The sequence below is a fragment of the Pseudomonas sp. A2 genome (genome assembly GCF_023100865.1).
Classification (GTDB): Bacteria; Pseudomonadota; Gammaproteobacteria; order Pseudomonadales; family Pseudomonadaceae; genus Aquipseudomonas; species Aquipseudomonas asiatica.
In genome coordinates, this window is the sequence record NZ_CP039127.1 from 3,230,239 (window position 1) to 3,250,646 (window position 20,408).

Annotated in this window: 14 protein-coding genes; 11 read left to right on the plus strand and 3 right to left on the minus strand. The window is 64.6% G+C overall.

All coding sequences use genetic code 11. The features are described from left to right. Positions 1 to 15: 15 nt before the first annotated feature. The 10 genes from tssJ (at position 16) to E5221_RS15110 (ending at position 15,355) form a co-directional block, all read left to right on the plus strand. Positions 16 to 738: a type VI secretion system lipoprotein TssJ gene (gene tssJ, locus E5221_RS15065; RefSeq protein WP_013972753.1), complete on the plus strand. Its 723-nt coding sequence runs from the start codon at positions 16 to 18 to the stop codon at positions 736 to 738. Beyond that, on the plus strand, positions 735 to 2,078 hold the full coding sequence (gene tssK / locus E5221_RS15070; RefSeq protein WP_013972754.1) for a type VI secretion system baseplate subunit TssK: 1,344 nt from the start codon (positions 735 to 737) through the stop codon (positions 2,076 to 2,078). The genes tssJ and tssK overlap by 4 nt, the downstream gene beginning before the upstream one ends. Then, positions 2,075 to 2,791, plus strand: a complete 717-nt coding sequence (gene icmH / locus E5221_RS15075) for a type IVB secretion system protein IcmH/DotU (RefSeq protein ID WP_023661181.1) — start codon at positions 2,075 to 2,077, stop codon at positions 2,789 to 2,791. The genes tssK and icmH overlap by 4 nt, the downstream gene beginning before the upstream one ends. 30 nt (positions 2,792 to 2,821) lie before the next feature. Continuing rightward, a complete protein-coding gene (locus tag E5221_RS15080) occupies positions 2,822 to 6,625 on the plus strand; it encodes a type VI secretion protein IcmF/TssM N-terminal domain-containing protein (RefSeq protein WP_247845892.1) in 3,804 nt (1,267 codons plus the stop codon). Then, on the plus strand, positions 6,622 to 7,530 hold the full coding sequence (gene tagF / locus E5221_RS15085) for a type VI secretion system-associated protein TagF (RefSeq protein WP_039613677.1): 909 nt from the start codon (positions 6,622 to 6,624) through the stop codon (positions 7,528 to 7,530). The genes E5221_RS15080 and tagF overlap by 4 nt, the downstream gene beginning before the upstream one ends. Beyond that, on the plus strand, positions 7,527 to 10,022 hold the full coding sequence (gene tssM / locus E5221_RS15090) for a type VI secretion system membrane subunit TssM (RefSeq protein WP_182330203.1): 2,496 nt from the start codon (positions 7,527 to 7,529) through the stop codon (positions 10,020 to 10,022). Before tagF ends, tssM begins: the two co-directional genes overlap by 4 nt. A gap of 143 nt (positions 10,023 to 10,165) precedes the next feature. Next, the gene (locus tag E5221_RS15095; RefSeq protein ID WP_039613679.1) at positions 10,166 to 10,684 is read left to right on the plus strand and encodes a type VI secretion system tube protein Hcp; all 519 of its coding nucleotides are present in this window, start codon (positions 10,166 to 10,168) and stop codon (positions 10,682 to 10,684) included. Between the two features lie 95 nt (positions 10,685 to 10,779). Continuing rightward, positions 10,780 to 11,877 carry a type VI secretion system protein TssA gene (tssA, locus tag E5221_RS15100; protein WP_003260519.1) on the plus strand — a complete coding sequence of 366 codons (1,098 nt, stop codon included), beginning with the start codon at positions 10,780 to 10,782 and terminating at the stop codon, positions 11,875 to 11,877. A gap of 155 nt (positions 11,878 to 12,032) precedes the next feature. Beyond that, on the plus strand, positions 12,033 to 14,549 hold the full coding sequence (uvrA, locus tag E5221_RS15105; protein WP_247845893.1) for an excinuclease ABC subunit UvrA: 2,517 nt from the start codon (positions 12,033 to 12,035) through the stop codon (positions 14,547 to 14,549). A 212-nt stretch (positions 14,550 to 14,761) separates the two neighbouring features. Beyond that, positions 14,762 to 15,355: a hypothetical protein gene (locus E5221_RS15110; RefSeq protein ID WP_061552529.1), complete on the plus strand. Its 594-nt coding sequence runs from the start codon at positions 14,762 to 14,764 to the stop codon at positions 15,353 to 15,355. Positions 15,356 to 15,472: 117 nt separating this feature from the next. Here E5221_RS15110 and E5221_RS15115 read toward each other — a convergent pair whose 3' ends face one another. Next, on the minus strand, positions 15,473 to 16,348 hold the full coding sequence (locus tag E5221_RS15115) for an AEC family transporter (RefSeq protein ID WP_247845894.1): 876 nt from the start codon (positions 16,346 to 16,348) through the stop codon (positions 15,473 to 15,475). Positions 16,349 to 16,673: 325 nt separating this feature from the next. On the opposite strand from E5221_RS15115, the gene E5221_RS15120 reads away from it, so the two are divergent. After that, positions 16,674 to 17,978: an MFS transporter gene (locus tag E5221_RS15120; RefSeq protein WP_247845895.1), complete on the plus strand. Its 1,305-nt coding sequence runs from the start codon at positions 16,674 to 16,676 to the stop codon at positions 17,976 to 17,978. Between the two features lie 113 nt (positions 17,979 to 18,091). Here E5221_RS15120 and E5221_RS15125 read toward each other — a convergent pair whose 3' ends face one another. Both E5221_RS15125 and E5221_RS15130 read right to left on the minus strand, forming a co-directional pair. Beyond that, positions 18,092 to 19,054: a D-glycerate dehydrogenase gene (locus tag E5221_RS15125; protein ID WP_061552530.1), complete on the minus strand. Its 963-nt coding sequence runs from the start codon at positions 19,052 to 19,054 to the stop codon at positions 18,092 to 18,094. Positions 19,055 to 19,065: 11 nt separating this feature from the next. Next, positions 19,066 to 20,358 (minus strand): MFS transporter, encoded by a 1,293-nt coding sequence (locus E5221_RS15130; protein ID WP_039613684.1) that lies wholly within the window; start codon positions 20,356 to 20,358, stop codon positions 19,066 to 19,068. Positions 20,359 to 20,408 lie beyond the last annotated feature (50 nt).

Genomic DNA, 20,408 nt, shown 5'->3' on the forward strand with positions numbered 1-20,408 from the left:
GGAGGTTTTGCCGTCATGCAACACAAGCACACCGCCCTCAAACGCCTGACCACAGCTGCCTTGCTGGTGGCGCTGGCCGGCTGCGGGGTCACCGACCGTATCGGCAAGCGCATGGAAGACAGCTGGGCGGCCGACATGCTGGCCGACAGCGAAAAGGTCATCCTGACCTCCGACGGCGGCAACCAGCTCAACCCCGATGCCGAGGGCAAGCCGCTGTCGGTGGTGATGCGCGTGTACCAGCTGACCGACCTCGAACGCTTCGCCGCGACCGATGCCGAGACCCTGTGGGATACCCCTGAAAAGGCCTTGGGCAACACCCTGGTGGAAGCCCGCGAGATCACCCTGCTGCCGGGCATCGGCCAGATCGACCAGTGGCCACTGGCCAAGAGCGCTCGCTACGTCGGCGTGGCAGCGTTCTTCCGCAACGAACAGGACGCGCGCTGGAAGGTCGCCTTCGACGCCAACTCGCTGCGCAAGGACGGTATCTGGTTCTCTTCCGACGGCCTGCGGGTGCTGGTGGACAACACCGAAATCAGCGCCATGCGTGGCGTCGACGTACTGAACAAACCGCCGACCGCCGACCAGCTGGCAGCCGCGCAGAAGGCCCGGGACAACGCACCGACGCTCACCGACAAGGTGCAGGACGCCGTGCTCGACAAGGCCAGCGATGCCGCCGGCAAATCGGCACAGAACACCATGGATTCAACCTTCAACTCTTTAGTGGATAGCGTCAAATGAGCAAGCAGAGCCGGGTGATGTGGTCGGAAGGCATGTTCCTGCTGCCTCAGCACTTCCAGTACCAGGATGAGTTCCACCAGCACCAGCTGGCCGAGGCGACCTTGCGCACCACCCCATTCCATTGGGGTGTGCAGGTACTGCAGGTGGATGAGGACGCCCTGGCCAACGGTTCGCTGCAGCTCAAGCGCCTCAAGCTGGTGTTCCCTGACGGCAGCCTTTACGACGCACCGCAGCACGACCCGTTGCCGGCCGCCCGCGATCTCAAGGACCTGCTCAAGGCCAACGACCTCAAGGTCCATGCTGCCTTGAAGCTGCCCGAGCCATTCGGCCTGAACTATGTCGAGGACGGCCAGGAACACAAGGCCGCGCGGCGTTTCCGCAAGCAGTTCGATACCCTGCCCGACCTCAATGAAGGCGAGCTGGAAAACGAAATCACCAGCCTGCGCCTGAACGTGGTGCTGCTGGTGGACGGTGACAGCCTGGACGGCTACAGCCACTGCCCGCTGGCCAGGCTGACCCGCAACAGCATGGGCGGTTTCAATCTCGACCCGCATTTCGTCCACCCCACTCTGCATCTGGGCAGCCACGAGACCCTGGCCGGCATCGGCAAGCGCCTGCTCGGCGCCCTGCAGGCCAAGAGCAAGGCCCTGTCCGGCCGACGCCGCGAACGCGCCGACCAGATCGCCGAGTTCGGCTCCAGCGACGTAACCCTGTTCTGGCTGCTGAACACCGTCAACCGCGCCCACCCGCAGCTGGCCCATCTGCTGGCGCACCCGCGCCTGCACCCCGAGCGCCTGTACCTGTTCCTCGCCGACCTGGCAGGCGGCCTGCTGACGTTCACCCTGGACACCCAGCTCAGCGACATCCCCGAATACGACCATCACGACCCGGCCGCGTCGCTGGTCAAGCTCGACGAGATGATCCGGGTGATGCTCGACAACGTCGTGCCCAACCAATGCATCGTCATCAACCTCAACCAGACCAAGCCGTCGTACTGGCAGGGCCAGTTGCACGACCCGCGCCTGACCGAGGCCGACTTCTATATCTCGGTCCATGCCGACATGCCTGGTGCCAGCCTGCTGGAGCTGGTACCGCGGGCATTCAAGGTCGGCTCGCCGGAAGACATCGAGGTGGTGGTCAACAGCGCGATGCCCGGCGTCACGCTCAACCATGCCGCACGGCTGCCCAACGCAATTCCGGTGCGCCTGGACAACCAGTACTTCGCCATCGAGCCGCATGGCCATGTCTACGAGCGAATGATGAATGCCCAGACCATCTGCTTCTACGCGCCCAGCGCCTTTACCAACCTCAAGCTTGAACTGATGGCGGTGCTCAAATGACCGAAGCCGTATTGCAACAGGGCGCCGTCGCGGCCGCCAACGACAAACCAACGCTCAAGGACCTGGTCCAGGACTTCATCAGCATGGCCCTGATCGTGCGGCGTGGTCGTCAGGTCACCTCGGTGCCGGCCTTCGAAGCCAGCGTGGAACGGTTCTTCGCCAACCTGGAACGCGACGCCCGCGCCGCCAACTACAGCGCCGAACAGGTCAAGGACACCCAGTACGCGCTGTGTGCCTTCCTCGACGAGAGCGTGCTGCGCGCGAGCGACAACCAGCTGCGCCAGCACTTCGAGCTGCAGCCGCTGCAGTTCCGCTACTTCGGCGTGCACCTGGCGGGTGAAGGCTTCTTCGAGAAGGTCGATGCGCTGCGTGCCGACGTCAAGCAGAACATCGATGTACTCGAGGTCTACCACCTGTGCCTGGCCTTGGGCTTCGAGGGCAAGTTCAGCCTCGGCCAGAAAGACCAGCTGCGCTACCTGGCCAATACCCTGGGCCAGGATATTGCCCGCTACCGCAAGGCGCCCAAAGCACTGTCACCGGACTGGGCACTGCCCGACCAGGTGTCGCAGATGCTGCGCCACGAGGTGCCGCTGTGGGTTTACCTGGCGCTGATCGCGCTGGTCTGCGTCGCCGTGTACCTGACGCTGGACTGGTTGCTGGACAAGGACGTCGCCGCCCTTTCCGAACAAATCCGCCAGCTGTTCAGTGCCTGAGCAAACGTCAGGTAGCCGAGTCAGGAAGACATGAAAACATTACTGCGCCTTTTGAAGAATTTCTGGTTTCTCCTGCTGCTGCTGTGGCTGGCGAGCCTGTTGACCTGCTGGTTGGTCGCCCCGTTGCTGCCATGGCTGCAACAGCACCTGCCCGAAGCACTGGCAATCATCAGCGCCTGCTTCCTGCTGGTGATCGTGCTGCGCCAATACCAGCGCATTCGCGCCGAGCACAACCTGGAGAACCTGCTGCAGATCGAGGTTGATCGTTCGTGGAATGCCACTGGCGAGTTCCGTGACCAGCAGGTGCTGCGCGAACGCCTCAAGCATGCCATTGCCATGTTGCGCACCGACCGCTCCGCTGGAGGCGGTGGCAAGGCGGCACTGTCCGACTTGCCCTGGTACCTGGTGGTCGGCATGTCGGCAGCCGGCAAGACCTCGCTGCTGACCCATTCCGGCCTGTCGGCCAGCATTGCCACGGCCAACGACAGCGAAAGCGGCACCCAGCACTGCGACTGGTACTTCAGCCCCGACGCGGTAATGATCGACACCGCCGGCCGCTATCTGCGTGATGACCAGTCGGCCAGCGAGTTCTCGGCCTTCCTGCGCATGCTGCGCAAGCAGCGCGGCAAGGCGGCGATCAATGGCCTGGTCATGGTGGTCAGCCTGCCCGAGCTGCTGGCGGCCAACAGCGACGAACGCAATGCCCTGGCGGCCCAGCTGGTGGCGCGGGTGGAAGAATACGCCGAGTGCCTCGACGCCAACCCGCCGGTCTACCTGATGCTGAGCAAGACCGACCAGTTGCCGGGCTTCAGCCAGGCGTTCGACGGCCTTGACCTGCATGAACGCCAGCAACCGCTGGGCATGACCTTCGGCCTGTCGGAAATCCGCAACAACGGCCTGCACGCCGTGCTGCAGACGCGCCTGGGCAACCTGCAGAACCACATTCGCCAGCATGTCGACGCGCAGGTGATCGCCCTCGGTGCCGAAGCCGACAGCACCCTGCTGAACTTCCCGCAATACTTCGCCGCACTCAGCGGTGTCCTCGAGCAGTTCCTGGAGCACTTCACCCGCGGCCATCGCGGCGGTGCCCCGCTGCTGCTGCGCGGCCTGTACTTCACCAGCGCCCTGCAGACCGGGCAGCATTTGGGGCAGGTATACGAAGACGTCATCGCCGACGAATTCGCCCTGCAAGCCGCCTACGATGAGCACACCGAGAACGTCGGCAAGGCCGCGGGCAACCGCAGCTACTTCATCACCGACACCTTCCGCCAGGTGATCTTCCCCGATCGCGACCTGACCCTGTACCAGTCGCGCCTGGGCCGCCAGGCTGCGTTCAGCCCGCTGCTGCTGGGCCTGGCCGCCGCCACCGGGTTGCTGTTCATCGGTTGGCAGGCACTGTCGTTCACCAATAACCGCCAATGGCTGGACAGCCTGCGCGGGCAACTGGCGCAGATCGAGCAGGCAGAAGACCGCGAGCAGCAGCTGGCCGCTGGCAAGGGCCTGGAAGTGCTGCGCGAACAGATGGCCCGCGTCGAAAACCATCGCCTGCAGGGTGTACCCCTGCAGTTGGGGGGTGGCCTGTACCATGGCGAAGCCATCCACCAGGTGACTCGCACCGCCTACCTGGCGCAACTGCGCAGTCAGGCGCTGGAGCCGATCGCACGCAGCCTGCAAGTGCAGATGCGGGCCTTCAACACCTTCGCCAACGGTATCAACCAGGAGCTGGAATTCACCCCGGCCCCGACACCGAAAAAACGCAATGGCAAGCCGCTGGCCCCGGCCATTGCAGCCAAGGCCCAGGCTGCGCTGGGCAACAGCCGCGCCGGTGCCTATGCCGCCAAGGTCAACCTGGCCACCGCCAGCGATGCCGCCGAGCTGTCTGCCACCACCGGTGGCCTGTCACTGTCCGAAGAAATGCTCGGGCGCCTCGACGAACAGCAGGTGGCCTCGATCATCGATGCCTACAACACCCTCAAGCTGTACCTGTTGCTGACCGAGCCCCAAGGCCATCCGGACCCGGCCTTCGTCGCTGCCAACCTGCCCCAGGCCTGGGCCAGCGCCGCCACCGAAGGCACTCCGGCCGACGCAGCCGTGATCGCAGAAAATGCCCCGCTTTACGTACAGTTGCTGGAACAAGGCCAGGCGCCGTCGTTGCCGCGTAACGAACAGCTGATCAACGAAACCCGGCAGAACCTCAAGTCGTTCATGATCTCCAGCTCGCTGGTCGATCGCGAGTACCTGCGCCTGCAACTCGAGTCGAGCCGCCAGTTCCCGGCACTGAGCCTGAACGACCTGGTGCCGCAACCGGGCCGCGCGTTGCTGTATGGCTCTGCTGGCGTACCGGCAATCTATACCCACCAGGGCTGGGACACCTTCGTCAAGCCCGAACTGATCAAGCTGGTGTCGGGCAACCTGCGCAACGAGTCGGACTGGGTGCTGGACGGTGAAGGTGGCGATGCCATCGTGCAAAAGGCCAACTTCGTGCGCGAGTTCATGACCCGCTACAAACGCGACTACACCCAGGCCTGGTACAAGATGGTCAGCAGCGTGGGGGTACGCCACTTCGCCGACCTGGCCTCGGCCACCCAGCAGCTGGGGCTGCTCAGCGATGTGCAGAACTCGCCGGTAAAGAACCTGCTGGCGGCGGTCAATGACAACACCCAGTGGGACCTGCCGGTCAAGCACGCCATCCCGGCCCCCGGTAGTACCCGCGATGACGGCTTCTGGAGCAAGGTCTCCGGCCTGCTCGACACCAAGGACGCCCTGCCCGCCAATGTCGCCCCGGCCCTGCCGGCGGTGGACGACGGCAGCCTGGCCAAGCGCTTCGAACCGGTGGCGCGGGTATTCGCCGAAAACAACGCCGAAGGCGCCGACAGCACCATCATGGACCGCTACCTGGCCGCCTTGCGCAAGCTCAAGGTACGCATGAACAACATCCAGCGTTCGCAGGATGTGGGCAAGAGCAGCAAGCAGCTGATCAGCGAGACCCTGGAAGGCCAGCCGAGCGAGATCACCACCGTGCGCAACTACGTGGAGAGCAGCGTCGACACCAGCCAGGACGGCCTGTCGCGCTCGCTGCAGGGGCTGTTCAGCCTGCCTATCCAGTATGCCTGGGCGACCCTGCGCGACCCGGCCGGCCAGCAAATCGCCAAGGCCTGGGCGCAGCAGATCGCCAAGCCTTGGGAACAGGTCATGGCGCACCGCTACCCGATTGCCGGCAGCAGCCGCAACGAGGCGTCGGTAAAGGACCTGCAGCGCTTCGTCGACCCCGACAGTGGCCTGCTGCCGGCCTTCAAGCGCAACGAAATCGGCAACCTGGCCGGGGGTGAAGGCCTGGGTGTGGGCGACGGCAAGGCACCGGCGCTGGTCAACCCAGGCATGCTCAACAGCATCGACAAGGCCAGCTCCGTGGGCCAGGTGATCGCCAGCCTGTCGGACCGTGACAACGGCTTCGAAATCATGCTGGAACCTTCTGCCAACTTCACCGACATCGTGTTCACCCTCGATGGCCAGGAACAGCACTACCGCAACGGCCGCAGTAGCTGGAACCGCTTCGCCTGGCCGGGCACCAGCAACGCTCCGGGGGCCCGCCTGGATGTGGTCACCCTCAGTGGCGCGCGGGTCACCGTGTTCGACTTCCCCGGGCGCTGGGGCCTGCTGCGCATGAACGAAAGCGCCCGGGTCGAGGACCTGGACGGCATTCAGCAACGCTTCAGCTGGAACACCGCCAGCGGCCGCGTGAGCCTTGTAGTGCGTAACTTCGGTGGGGTGAAACTGACCGACCTGGGTGATGTCAAGGCGCTGAGCGCCCTCAACGACAGGGGCGCCCAATGATCGGTTGCTTCGGCAAGCTGCCGTCGAGCGCAGACTTCGTCAGCCTGCATGGCGCGGCGGAAGAAGTCTGCGAGTTCGACGCCTGGCTGCAGTCTGCGCTGGCGGCCATGCGCCACCGCGAAGACTGGCAGGCATTGTTCGACGCACTGCCGATGTGCTTCTTCAATTACCGCGCGAGCAACGGCAACTGGCTGCTGGGTGGCCTGCTCAGCTCGCGGGATGCCAGCCAGCGACGCTACCCGTTCTTCATCTTCCAGTTGCTCAAGGGCGAGGGAGCCACGATGCTGGTGAACCCGTTCACCCTCGGCGAGCTGTTCAGCGCGCAGATCAAGCCGATGCTGCACCAGGCGGTGCAGGGTGCTGACTGCGCCAGCCTGTTCGAACGCATCAAGGCCCTGCGGCCGCTGCAGGCCCAGGACCTCGACCTGTTCCGCCAGGTGCACGCCAAATTCCTCAAGGATTTCAGCTTGGCCGATGTCGCCCGCGCCCTGCTGCGCTCCTGGCCGGACTTCAAAAGTGACAAGGCGCTTGCGCTACTGCAGGCAAGCCGAGCCGTGCTGCACAACGATTTCGCCGGTGGCATCGAGCTGCCCTTGCCGGCCGAACGCGGGCTGAAAAACCCTACCGCCGACCTCTGGCTGACCTGGCTGACCCGCATGAGCCGGCAGCCCGGCGTGCCGGCGGTGAGCCTGCTGGCCGACGACTTCATGAAACCACGGCTGTACTGCCTGCCGTCGCGCCACGCCAACTGTGCCTACCGCCTGCTCAGTGGTTGCGCCGAAGCAGGTCAGCATCTGGAGCCGCTCGACCCGCTGACGGTAGCGCCACGGCTGCACGATTACGACCGATCTCTTGAACATGTCATCGACCAGTTCGTCGATGCGCTGGATGCGACACCTGTATGAACAAGATCAAGTACTACTGCCTGCGCTACCAACCCTACCTGCTGGGGGTAGCATTCTTCCTGGCGATCTTCCTGGTCTGGGCCATCGGTTGCGCCCTGGGCTTCGCCTCGCTGCATAGCCTGCTGGCCGGGATCGGCGTGTTTCTGCTGCTGTCGGCGGGCTATGTACTGCTGCTGTACCGCGGCGCCGGCCAGCACCACAACCTCGAAGGCCTGCTGCGCGACGACGCCGACCAGGCGGTACTCAACGCCACCCCCGCCGACCGCGAAGAAGTAAGCCTGCTGCGCGAACGCCTGCTGCAGAGCATCGAGCGCCTGCGCAGCAACACGCCTCGCGGCACCTCGGCCAAGGACGCGCTGTACGCCCTGCCCTGGTACCTGGTGATCGGCCAGCCGGCCGCCGGCAAGAGCACGATGATCCTGCAGTCGGGCCTGAACTTCCCCTATGCCGAACGCGAAGGCGCACGGGTTGCGGGGCTTGGCGGCACGCGCAACTGCGACTGGTTCTTCAGCTCCGAAGCCGTGCTGCTGGATACCGCCGGGCGCTACATGAACAGCCCCGAAGAAGCCGGCAAGTGGCGCGGCTTCCTGCAGCTGTTGCGCCAGCATCGCCAACGCCGCCCTCTCAACGGCTTGATCGTCAGCGTCAGCATCGCCGACATCCTGCATGGCTCGGCCGAGGACCAGGACCGCGTGGCCAAGCGCCTGCGTGAACGGATCCAGGAAAGCTGCGCGCTGCTGGAAGTGCGCCTGCCGATCTACCTGGTGTTCACCAAGTGCGACCTGATTCCCGGCTTCACCCCGTTCTATCGCCAGCTGGACGACGCCGCGCGTGGAGAGGTGATGGGCAAGACCTTCTCGCACAAGGGTTACGCGCAGGCCGACTGGGGCCAGCGTTTCGGCAAGGCGATGGACGAGCTGACCGGTTACTGGCAGCAAGTGGCAAACCAGCAACTGGTGCAGCAAGACATTCAGGTAACCCGGCAGAACAATGCGGCCTACCGCTTCCCGCTGGAGCTGGCCGCACTCAAGCCGCGCCTGCAACAATTCGTCGACAGCCTGCTGCGCGCCAACCCGTACCAGAACGCCGAAATGCTGCGCGGTTTCTATTTCACTGCCGCACTGCAGGCCGACGAAGCCCTGTGGGGCAGCCACGGCCAGCATGTGGCCGAACGCTTCGCCCTCGAACATGCCGAAGGCACCGCCACTGCCGTCAGCCAGCCGGCGCCGCTGTTCATCAACAGCCTGTTCCGCAAGGTGATCATCCCCGACCAGCACCTGGTGGCGCTGTACACCAGCAACACGCGGGAGCGCCGGCGCAAGGCGGGCTGGGTTGCCGCCACCGGCCTGGCAGCCCTGGTGCTGTGCAGCCTGTGGGGCTGGTCGTACCTGAACAACCGCGCCACCCTGGCCAACATCGCCGGCGAACTGGCCCAGGCCAAGGCCGACGACCAGGCTGCCCGCGGCCAGTACGCCGCCTGGCATAGCCTTGACCGCTTGCGCTTCTGGGCCGAGCACTACTATCGGCAGCACCGCGAACAGGGCGTGCCGCTGGGCATGCGCCTGGGCCTGTATCAGGGCCACGAGGTCGAGCCGCTGCTGCGCAGCCGTTACTTCGCCACGCTGCAGAACGTGATGCTCAAGCCCACGGCAGACAACCTGACCCGCACCCTGTACCTGCTGACCACGATCAAGGTGTACCAGCGCAACACCCGCGAACTGCAGCCTGTGAGCGGCGTGGACAGCGTCGAGGCCGAGGCGCTGCCACATGACAACCGGGCGCAGTCGATCGCCGACTTCGGCAAGGCGGCGCTGGATACCTACGTGATGCTCTCGCCGGCCCGACGCGAAAACGCCGACCCGGCGTTTCTCAAGGCGCACCTGCCCGACTACTGGTACCCGGCCATCGCTCGCCATACCGGCAAGAGCATGGCCGCGGCCGCCAGCGAGGCCGGCGGCAACCAGGACTACCTGTACGCCAGCCGCCAGATCACCTTCTACAGCGACCAGATTCGTGAGCCGGATGTGCCGCGTATCCTCGACAACGCCTTCCTGATGTCCAGTTCGCGCAATTACATCGACAGCCTGCGCGCCCAGTCGCTGCGTTCGATCGAGACCATCACGCTGGAGTCCGACACCCTGTTCGCCTTCGGCCGCGCAGACTTCCAGAGCCTGAAGAGCGAAGGCCAGAGCCAGCTGAGCGCGATCGCCAGCAAACTGCTGAACACGCCCAACATCGGCAAGATCATCATTTCCGGCCACGCCGACCAGCTCGGCGACAGCCAAGGCAACCTGCAGGTTTCGAAACAGCGGGCGCAGACCATTCGCACCTACCTGGTCGGCAAGGGCGTACCTGCCGAACTGGTGGTCGCCCAGGGCGAAGGCAGCCGCAAGCCGCTGGTCAACTGCGACCTGCAGCAACCGCGGGCGCAACTGATCAAGTGCCTGGAGCCCAACCGCCGGGTGGAAATCGAAGTACGCGGGCTCAACTGAAGCCCTCTGCAAGAACCGGCTACCCGGGCCTCACAGGAGGAGGCCCGGGTAGCGGAAAGCTACCTCTGCCGACAGGTTCGGCGAGGTCAAAACCAAGGGGCGCATGAGCAACCCTTTAAATGTTGTTAATGGAGAGTTTCACAATGGCATTTGACGCGTATATCCAAATCGACGGTATCCCGGGCGAAGTACTGGATGACAAGCACAAGGACTGGATCGAAGTGCTGGGCTACGAGTACGGCGCCACCCAGGCCACCTCGGCTACTGCCAGCTCCTCGGGCGGTGCATCTTCCGAGCGTGTTGCGCTGAGCGACTTCAAGATCCGCAAGGCAGTGGACAAGGCTTCGGCCAAGCTGTTCGAACACTGCTGCACCGGCAAGCACATCGCCAAGCTGAAGCTGAACGTGAACCGTGCCGGTGGTGACAAGGTCACGTACCTGACCATCGACATGGAAGAAGTCGTGGTCTCCTCGGTGCGCTTCATCGCCGGTGGCAACCAGAACGGTGAAGACAAGGCTGTGAGCGACCTGCCGGTCGAAGAAATCAGCTTCAACTTCGCCCGCATCAAGACCACCTACACCCAGCAGAACCGCACCGACGGCCAGGCTGGCGGCAACATCGTCGGCGGCTGGGACCGCACCGCGAACAAAGTGTTTGCCTGATAACCTGCGTACCCGGGGGCCGCTACGGCGGCCCACATCCCACAGCGTGCCAGGTGACCTGGCACGCTGTTCATCTGCCATGACCAGAGTGTTTTATGCCTGAAATCCTCAATGACCTTTCGCTGGCAACGCTGACCGCACCCATCGAGGGTGGCAGTGGCGAAGACTTGAGCTTCTCTGCCTTGTTCGACCAGATCAAGGAGGCGCGCCGGGCAGACCCTGACTACCTGACCCAGGGCGACTGGCAAACTGACCTGAAGACCGCCGACTGGGAGCAGGTGGTCAACCTGTCAGCCCAAGGGCTGGCGCAGCAAAGCAAGGACCTGATGCTGGTAGCCTGGCTCAGCGAAGGGTTGGCCCAGCGTGAACATTTCGAAGGCATCACCTTTGGCCTTCGGCTGACCGAACAGGTACTGGAAGCATTCTGGGACACGCTGTACCCAACACTCGAAGATGGCCTGGACGAACGCGCTGCGCGGCTGTCCTGGCTGAAGACCACGCTCACCGACATTGCCGGTGGCTTGCCCATTACCCAAGGGCAGAATTTTGGCGTGTTGCGCTATGACGAATCACGCTACGTAGAAAACCTTGCCTTGCAGAACCCCAAGGCAATGCAGACCGCGCTGAACGAAGGCAAGATCAACGCCGAAATCTTCCAGCGCTCGGTGGCGCTCAGCGACACCGAACACCTGCGCACCAAGGCCCTGCAGATCGCCGCCAGCCTGGAGGCCTGCAAAGCCCTGCAAGCCAGTGCCGACCGCCTGTTCGGCCATGAGGCGCCCAGCTTTGCCAGCCTTGCCGACATGCTGTCGCGCGCCAGCCAGCTGGCTGAAAAACTGCTCAAGGACCGCGGTGTCGAACTGCACCCCGCCACTGTGGCAGCGGCAGAACCCGAAGCCACTGTTGCCCCCACCAGCGAAGCAGGTGAACCGATGAACACACCCGTCCAGGCCACCACGCCTGCGCCGATGCGCACGACGCCACTGACCCGCGACGAAGCCTTCACCATGCTTGCGGGTATCGCCCAGTTCTTCAAGCAGAGCGAACCGCAAAGCCCGGTGCCTTACCTGATCGAACGCGCCATCAAGTGGGGCAACATGCCGCTGGAAGGCTGGCTGAGCGATGTGATCAAGGACAGCAACGTGGTGGACAACATTCGCGACGTGCTGGGCACCCGCGAGCCAAGATCCTGATGCTGTATCGGCTACACCGGCCTCTTCGCGGGTAAACCCGCTCCCACCCAGGTTGTACGCGGTCCCTTTGGGAGCGGGTTTACCCGCGAAGAGGCCGGTACAGCCACCACAAATACTGCTAACGTGAGTGCTCTCAACCGCCAAGGACCGCTCAGATGCCGCCACGTTCACCCGCCCCCACCGGCTTCATTCGCGTTCGTGGCGCCCGCGAGCACAACCTGAAGAACATCGATGTGGATATCCCTCGCGACGCGCTGGTGGTATTCACGGGGGTGTCCGGCTCGGGCAAGTCCTCGCTGGCCTTCTCCACCCTCTACGCCGAAGCCCAGCGCCGCTACTTCGAATCGGTGGCGCCCTATGCCCGGCGCCTGATCGATCAGGTCGGCGTGCCGGACGTCGACGCCATCGAAGGCTTGCCGCCGGCCGTGGCCCTGCAGCAGCAACGCGGCACGCCGAGTGCACGTTCCTCGGTGGGCAGCGTGACTACCCTGTCCAGTTCGATCCGCATGCTCTACTCCCGCGCCGGCAGCTACCCGGCCGGGCAACCGATGTTGCATGCCGAGGACTTCTCGCCCAACACCCCGCAAGGTGCCTGCCCGGAGTGCCATGGGCTGGGGCGGGTCTATGAAGTGAGTGAAGCGACCATGGTCCCCGACCCGTCGCTGACCATCCGCGAACGGGCCGTAGCGGCCTGGCCGATGGCCTGGCAGGGGCAGAACCTGCGGGACATTCTGGTGACCCTGGGCTATGACGTCGATACCCCTTGGCGCGACCTGCCCCAGCAGCAACGCGACTGGATTCTCTACACCGAAGAAACACCCACGGTGCCGGTGTATGCCGGCCTGACCCCGGCGCAGACCCGCGCTGCGCTCAAGCGCATGCTCGAGCCGAGTTACCAGGGCACCTTCAGCGGTGCCCGGCGCTACGTGCTGCACACCTTCATGCACTCGCAGAGCGCGCAGATGCGCAAGCGTGTGTCGCAGTACATGCGCCCCAGCCCATGCTCGCAGTGCCAGGGCAAGCGCCTCAAGCGTGAGGCGCTGGACGTAACCTTCGCCGGCTGCGACATAGGCGAGCTGTCGCGGTTGTCGTTGCAGGCGCTGGCCGAGGTGTTCCGTCAGGTTGCTGCGCCAGGTTATCTGGAGCAGCACGACGGCAACCTGACCCTGGAAAAACGCCTCGCCGCGCAACGCATCGCCAACGAACTGCTCGAACGCATCGGCCCCCTGCTCGACCTGGGCCTGGGCTACCTGGCCCTGGAGCGCAGCACCCCTACCCTTTCCTCTGGGGAGCTGCAACGCCTGCGCCTGGCCACCCAGCTGAACTCGCAATTGTTCGGTGTGATCTACGTGCTGGACGAGCCGTCGGCCGGCTTGCACCCGGCCGACAGCGAAGCCCTGTTCCAAGCGCTGCAGCGCCTGAAGCAGGCTGGCAATTCGGTGTATGTGGTGGAGCACGACCTGGATACCATGCGTCGCGCCGACTGGCTGGTGGATGTAGGGCCTGCCGCTGGCGAGCATGGCGGCACCATTCTCTACAGCGGGCCGCCCGCCGGCCTGGCCCGGGTCGAGCAGTCATGCACCCGGGCCTACCTGTTCAGTACATCGGCCCAGGCCACGCGCACACCACGCCAGGCCCGCGACTGGCTGAGGCTCGAAGGCATCAGCCGCAACAACCTGCACGACCTCAGTGCCGCATTCCCGCTGGGTTGCTTTACCGCCGTCACCGGTATTTCCGGCTCGGGCAAGTCGAGCCTGGTCAGCCAGGCTCTGCTGGAGCTGGTGGGGGCGCACCTGGGCCATGCCGACCTGCGCAGCGGGCCTGAGGAGCAGAGCCTGGAAGATGAACCCGAACAGGCCAGCGGCGGGTTTGTCAGCGCCGGCCTTGGCAGCATCAAGCGCCTGGTGCAGGTCGACCAGAAACCGATCGGCCGCACGCCTCGTTCCAACCTGGCCACCTACACCGGCCTGTTCGACCATGTACGCAAGCTGTTCGCTGCCACCGAACAGGCCAAGGCACAAGGCTTCGATGCCGGGCGTTTCTCCTTCAACGTTGCCAAGGGGCGCTGCGAGAACTGCGAGGGCGAAGGCTTCGTCAGTGTCGAGTTGCTGTTCATGCCCAGCGTCTATGCGCCCTGCCCGACCTGCCATGGCGCTCGCTACAACCCGGAAACCCTGGCGGTGAGCTGGCAAGGCATGAACATCGCGCAGGTGCTGCAATTGACCGTCGACCAGGCCCTGCAAGTGTTCGCCGAGCAGCCAGCGGCGCGCCGCTGCCTGCAGGTGCTGCAGGACATCGGCCTGGGCTATTTGCGCCTGGGGCAGCCGGCCACCGAACTGTCCGGCGGCGAGGCGCAGCGCATCAAGCTGGCCACCGAGCTTCAGCGCATGGCCCGCGGGGCGACGCTGTATGTACTTGACGAACCTACCAACGGCTTGCATCCGCAAGACATCGACCGGCTGCTGGTGCAGCTCAACCGCCTGGTCGATGGCGGGCACAGCGTGGTGGTGGTCGAGCATGACATGCGGGTGGTCGCGCAGAGCGACTGGGTGATCGACATCGGGCCTGGGGCCGGGGATGCCGGGGGCCAGGTGGTGGTCAGCGGCACGCCACAGGTGGTGGCCGGGTGTGCTGAAAGCCGCACTGCGGCGTTTCTGGCCAAGGCCTTGTAGCGCCTGCACCGGCCTCTTCGCGGGTAAACCCGCTCCTACAGGTACTTACACAGCTTGCAAGATCTGTGGTGACCCTGTGGGAGCGGGTTTACCCGCGAAGAGGCCAGCGAAGCACATGCAGAGATGCCGTCTTGCCATGATTGCGCCGCTCTAGCCCGTAGGTTCTAATCGCGCACGACCCGTTTGCCTTTGTCACTCAAGGAAGTGTCACCATGTACAGGAAGATCGTGCCGCTGGCGCTGTTGGCAACCCTGGCCGGTTGCTCGAACAGCGAGGAAACCAGCGAGGCCAGTTTCCAGAAGGCCGCCCAGGCCTACCTCGATACCCAGTACCCACACTGCTTCGTCATCAGTTCATTCCCCACCAGAACCCAGGACTTCGACGTCCATGGCACCAACAAGGCGTTGCATGCCCTGGCCCAGGTAGGTGTGGTCAGCGAAAAGGAGATCTCGCGCACCGAGGTGCCCGCCCGCCTGTGGCAAGCGGCACGCACGGACATCTACTACGCCTATGACCTCACCGACGAAGGCCGCAAGTATTACAAGGCAGATAACGGGCTGTGCTTCGGCAAGGCTCAGGTCACCGCCATCGAGCAGTTCAGTGAGCCGAGCGAGGTGACCGGGCAGAAGATGTCGAATGTGACCTATGCCTACAAGATCACCGGGTTACCGGCTTGGGCCGGGGATGACGGGGTCAAGGCCAGCATTGCCGAACTGGGCAAGGCGGTGGCCAGCAATGAAGCACCGCTCAAGGAAACCCGGGCGATGGTGCTGACCAGCCAGGGGTGGCGGTTGCAGGAGAAATAGCCGTTTGCCGTGCCGGCCTCTTCGCGGGTAAACCCGCTCCCACAGGTCCATCACAGGCCTTGAGACCTGCGCAGTACCTGTGGGAGCGGGTTTACCCGCGAAAGGGCCGGTACAGACTTACATCCACCAGGCCAGCACCACCGGCAACCAGGCAAACGACAGCACCGTGGAACACATCACCAGGTTCGCCACCTGCTCCGGCTCGCGGTTGGCGCGCACCGCCATCAGGTAATTGAACACCGCCACCGGCATCGCCGACTGCACCACCAGCACCGCACGCTCCAGGTTGCCCATGCCCAGCGCCGCACCTACCGCCCAGCCCACGGCTGCCCCCAGGCCAATGCGCAAGCCGCCCAGCAGCATGCCGCTGCCCACATGGCGCAGGCGAATGCTGGCCAGCGACACGCCCAGTGTCAGCAACATCAGCGGGATGGTAATGCCGCCCAGCAGGTCTGCGGTATTGGCCAGCCAGCGCGGCAACTCGAAATCGAGAAAGATGATCGGCATGGCACCGGCCAGGCTGATCACGATAGGGTTGCGCAGCAGTGCCTTGAACGAAGCCGCAGTACCGGAAATGGCCATGCCGAGGGTGAACTGGACGATCGACAGTGTCAGGAAGAACGCCACGGCCAGGGCCAGCCCGTGTTCGCCAAAGGCATAAAGGCTGATCGGCAGGCCCATGTTACCGGTGTTGGGGAACATGAACGCCGGCAACAGCACACGCCAGTGCATGCCCGAAGCGCGGCACACCAGCAAGCCGGCCAGGGCCATGCCCAAGGTGCACAGCAGGCAGGCCATGGCCATGCTGGTGAAAGCGTTCGGGTCCAGCTCGGTGCGGCTTAGCGTGGACAGCACCAGCGACGGGGTGCCGACGGTCATCACCACCCGGGCGATGAATTCGGTGGGGTAGTCCAGGCCCTTGCGGGCCCAGGCATAGCCGATGCCGGCGACGATGAAAACCGGGGCCAGGACGGCGAACAGCGAAGCGAACATGGGGGGCCTTCCTTGGGGGTGGGCCCCGCATTATGCCGCAGTCTTCGGGATTGCCGGGGCTGCTTTGCGGCCCCGGGATGTCCGCCCAAGACGCATTCGTGTCGCCCACAGGCTGCGGCGTCTCGTCGCACACCCAAGCCCCTTGGGCAAAACCGCGCAAGCCCGTAGAATCGCGCTTCCTTTTCGCCCGTCGCCTTGAACGGTGGCAACCGGCAACGTCGCATCCAGCCCAGGCACATCCGTGCAGCCACTCGGCCCCGTTCGGGTCGAGCCGGTGTGCGCGTCCGAAAAGGCGCTCATTCCGCTCATCCAACTAGAGGTACCTATGTCTCCGCGTTTGCTGGCCATGGCGCTGGCGCCCCTGCTCGGGCTGTTCATCATTGCCCTGGGCAACGGCTTCATGTCTTCCCTTACCACCCTGCGCCTGGGCGCTGCCGGCGAATCAGCCACCACCATCGGTGTGGTCTCCTCGACCTACTTCATCGGCCTGACCCTGGGTGCCATCTTCAACGACCGGCTGATCCTGCGCATCGGCCATATCCGCGCCTACACCAGCTTCGCCTCGCTGATCGCCGTGACCATCCTGCTGCAAGGCCTGTTCTACGACGTCACCTGGTGGTCGGTGCTGCGCCTGATCAACGGCTGGGCGGCAGTGGGCGTGTTCCTGGTGATCGAAAGCTGGCTGCTGCTGGCCGGTGACGCCAAGATCCGCGGCCGCTTGCTGGCGCTGTACATGATCGCCTTCTACGGCGCCGGGGTCATCGCCCAGGCCGGCCTTGGCGAAATCACCCAGATGGGTGACACCGCACCGTTCATGCTGGCCGGCGTACTCGCCGCCCTGTCGGTACTGCCCATCGTGATCCTGCCGCGGGTGTCGCCACTGCTGGACCAGGTCGAACCGCTCAAGCCGCGCCAGTTGCTGGGCGTTGCGCCGTCGGGCCTGGTCGGCTGCTTCGGTTCGGGTGTGGCCATTGCCGGCATCTATGCCCTGCTGCCGCTGTACCTGCAGCGCATCGGCCTGGATGTGGGCGAGGTCGGCAACATGATGGCCTGGGTAATTCTGGGTGCCATGCTGCTGCAATACCCGGTCGGGCGCTGGTCCGACCGCAAGGACCGCCAGGATGTGCTGATCGCCCTGGCCGGGCTGTGCGTGCTGCTGTCGCTGGTCACGGTGTTCCTGCCGTCTGACTCGATCCTGCTGCCGGCGATGCTGTTCCTGCTGGGTGGTGGCGTGTTCACCCTGTACCCGGTGGCGGTCAGCCATGCGGCCGACCGCGCGCCATCGGATGCACTGGTGCCGATGATCCAGGGCCTGCTGCTGATCAACTCGCTGGGTTCGGCCATGGCGCCGGTGGCCATTTCGCCGATGATGACCGAGTTTGGCGAGGCCGGGTTGTTCTGGGCCTTTGCCGTGGTCAACCTGGCCATGGTGTGCTTCTTCATGTGGCGCCGAGGCAAGCGCCCGGCGGCAGAACACCCGGCTCCGTTCACAGCTTCGACCACCTTCTCGCCGACCGGTGCGGAGCTGCGGGTGACCGAAGACCTGATGCACGCGGCGCAGGAGCACCCACCGCTGGAGCCGGTGGAGAGTGCTGTGCCAGCGCAGGCGCAGCGTTCAGAATCGCATTGACTCCGGGGCTGCCCTGCAGCCCTTTCGCGACACAAGGCCGCTCCCACAGAAACCCCACCTGCTGAAGGAATGCGCCATACCTGTGGGAGCCGCGCAGGTTTGTGGACCTGGCTTTAGCCATTCACCAGGTTGGCCGGGCGCTCACCAGCCAGGGCACTGAGCAGGTTGTCCACCGCACAGCGCGCCATGGCCTGGCGGGTTTCCTCGGTCGCCGAGCCGATATGCGGGGTCGCCACCACGTTGTCCAGCTGCAACAACGGCGACTGCGCCGACAGCGGCTCCTGCACGAACACGTCCAGGCCGGCGCCGCGTATGCGCCGGGCACGCAACGCTTCGATAAGCGCTGGCTCATCCACCACGCGCCCGCGGGAAATGTTCACCAGGATTGCCTGGGGCTTCATCAGCGCCAGCTCCCGCGCGCCGATCAGGCCTTCGGTGCTGGCACTCAGCGGTACGGTCAGGCAAACGAAATCCGCCTGCTGCAACAGCTCATCCAGGCTGCATTGACGCGCAGCATGGCGCGCCTCCACCTCTGGCTTGGCACGCTGACTGTGATACAGCACACGCATGCCAAAACCGGCCGCGGCGCGCCGGGCCAGGGCCTCGCCGATGCGGCCCATGCCGACGATGCCCAGCGTCTTACCGTGCACATCACTGCCGAAATGCGCCGGGCCGAGGTTGGCCTGCCAGTTCCCGTCTCGCACCCAGTTCGCCAGCTCCACCACCCGCCTGGCGGTGGCCAGGATCAAGGCGAAGCCCGTGTCGGCGGTGGTTTCGGTCAGCACGTCGGGCGTGTTGGTCAACATCACGCCACGCCGGCTGAGTTCGGCGATGTCGTAGTTGTCGACACCGACCGAAACGCTGGACACCACTTCAAGCTGTGGCGCCAGGTCGAGCAGGCTGGCGTCCAGGCGCAGGCTGGCTCCCAGCAGCCCGTGCGCCCCCGGCAAGGCATCGCGCAGACGGGCCAGGCCATCGGGCTGGGAGGTATCCACCCAGGTCACCTCGACGCGCTCTTGCAGGCGTGCCATCAAGTCGTCGGACAGGCGTTTGTACAGGACGATTCGCTTCTTCATTGCACAGGTTCCTAATGGTTCATGGCCAGACGCGAGTTGCCGCGCTTGGCCCGGCCGGATGTCTGGGAAGTATTGAGTGCGGCGGTAAGCGCCACTGCGGCCAGCAGCGCACCGCACATGAACAGGTAGGAGGCACCAGGCCCGCCGGTGACGCCATTGAGGTAACCCACCAGCCACGAACCGCCGAACGAGCCCAGCGCGCCCATGCTGTTGATCAGTGCCATGGCACCACCGGCGACGTTGGCCGGCAGGATCTCGGGCACGATCGCGAAGAACGGGCCATAGGGTGCGTACATGCAGGCGCCGGCGACCACCAGCAACGCGTACGACAGCCAGAAGTGCTCGCTGCCCAGGGCGTAGGAGCCATAGAACGCAACGGCGGCGATCAGCAGTGGCGGCCAGACGAAACGCTTGCGCTTCTGCAGGCGGTCGGACGCCCACGACACACCCACCATGCCCAGCACCGCCGCCAGGTAAGGTACCGACGACAGCCAGCCGGCCTGCACGATGTCGAGGTTGGCCGCCTGCTTGAGGATCGACGGCAACCACAGCACGAAGCCATACACACCGATGCTCCAGCAGAAGTACTGCAGCGAAAGGATGATCACCTGCGGCGAGCGGAACGCCTCGCGGTAGTTCTTCACCGGCTTGATACCTTGCTGCTCGGCAGCCAGCGCCTGCTCAAGGGCGGCCTTTTCCTGCGCGCTCAGCCAGTTCACCTGGGCCGGGCGGTCATCCACCAGGCGCCACCAGAAGAACGCCCAGATGACGGCGGGCAGGCCTTCGATGATGAACATCCAGCGCCAGTCGTAATGCTTGACCAGGTAGCCCGACACCACCGACATCCACAGGATGGTCACCGGGTTGCCGAGGATCAGGAAGGTATTGGCGCGCGAACGCTCGGCGCGGGTGAACCAGTGGCACAGGTACACCAGCATGGCCGGCATCACCGCCGCCTCCACCACCCCGAGCAGGAAGCGGATGGCGATCAGCATGTAGACGTTGCTGACCACGCCCGTGAGCGTGGCAAGGCCGCCCCAGAGGATCAGGCAGACAAAGATCAGCTTCTTCACACTGCGCTTTTCGGCGTAGATGGCGCCAGGCACCTGGAAGAAGAAGTAACCAAGGAAGAACAGTGCCCCCAGCAGCGAAGACAGTGCGGGGGTGATATGCAGGTCTTCAGCCATGCCGGAAGCGGCGGCGAACCCGTAGTTGGCACGGTCCAGGTACGCCAGGCTATAGGTGAAGAACACGATCGGGATGATGTACCACCAGCGGCGAGGTGCCAGGCTTTGGCTTTGCATGGTTCGTTTCTCCTGAGCTTGTTGTTTTTGTTGCAACAGGTGTTTCGGGG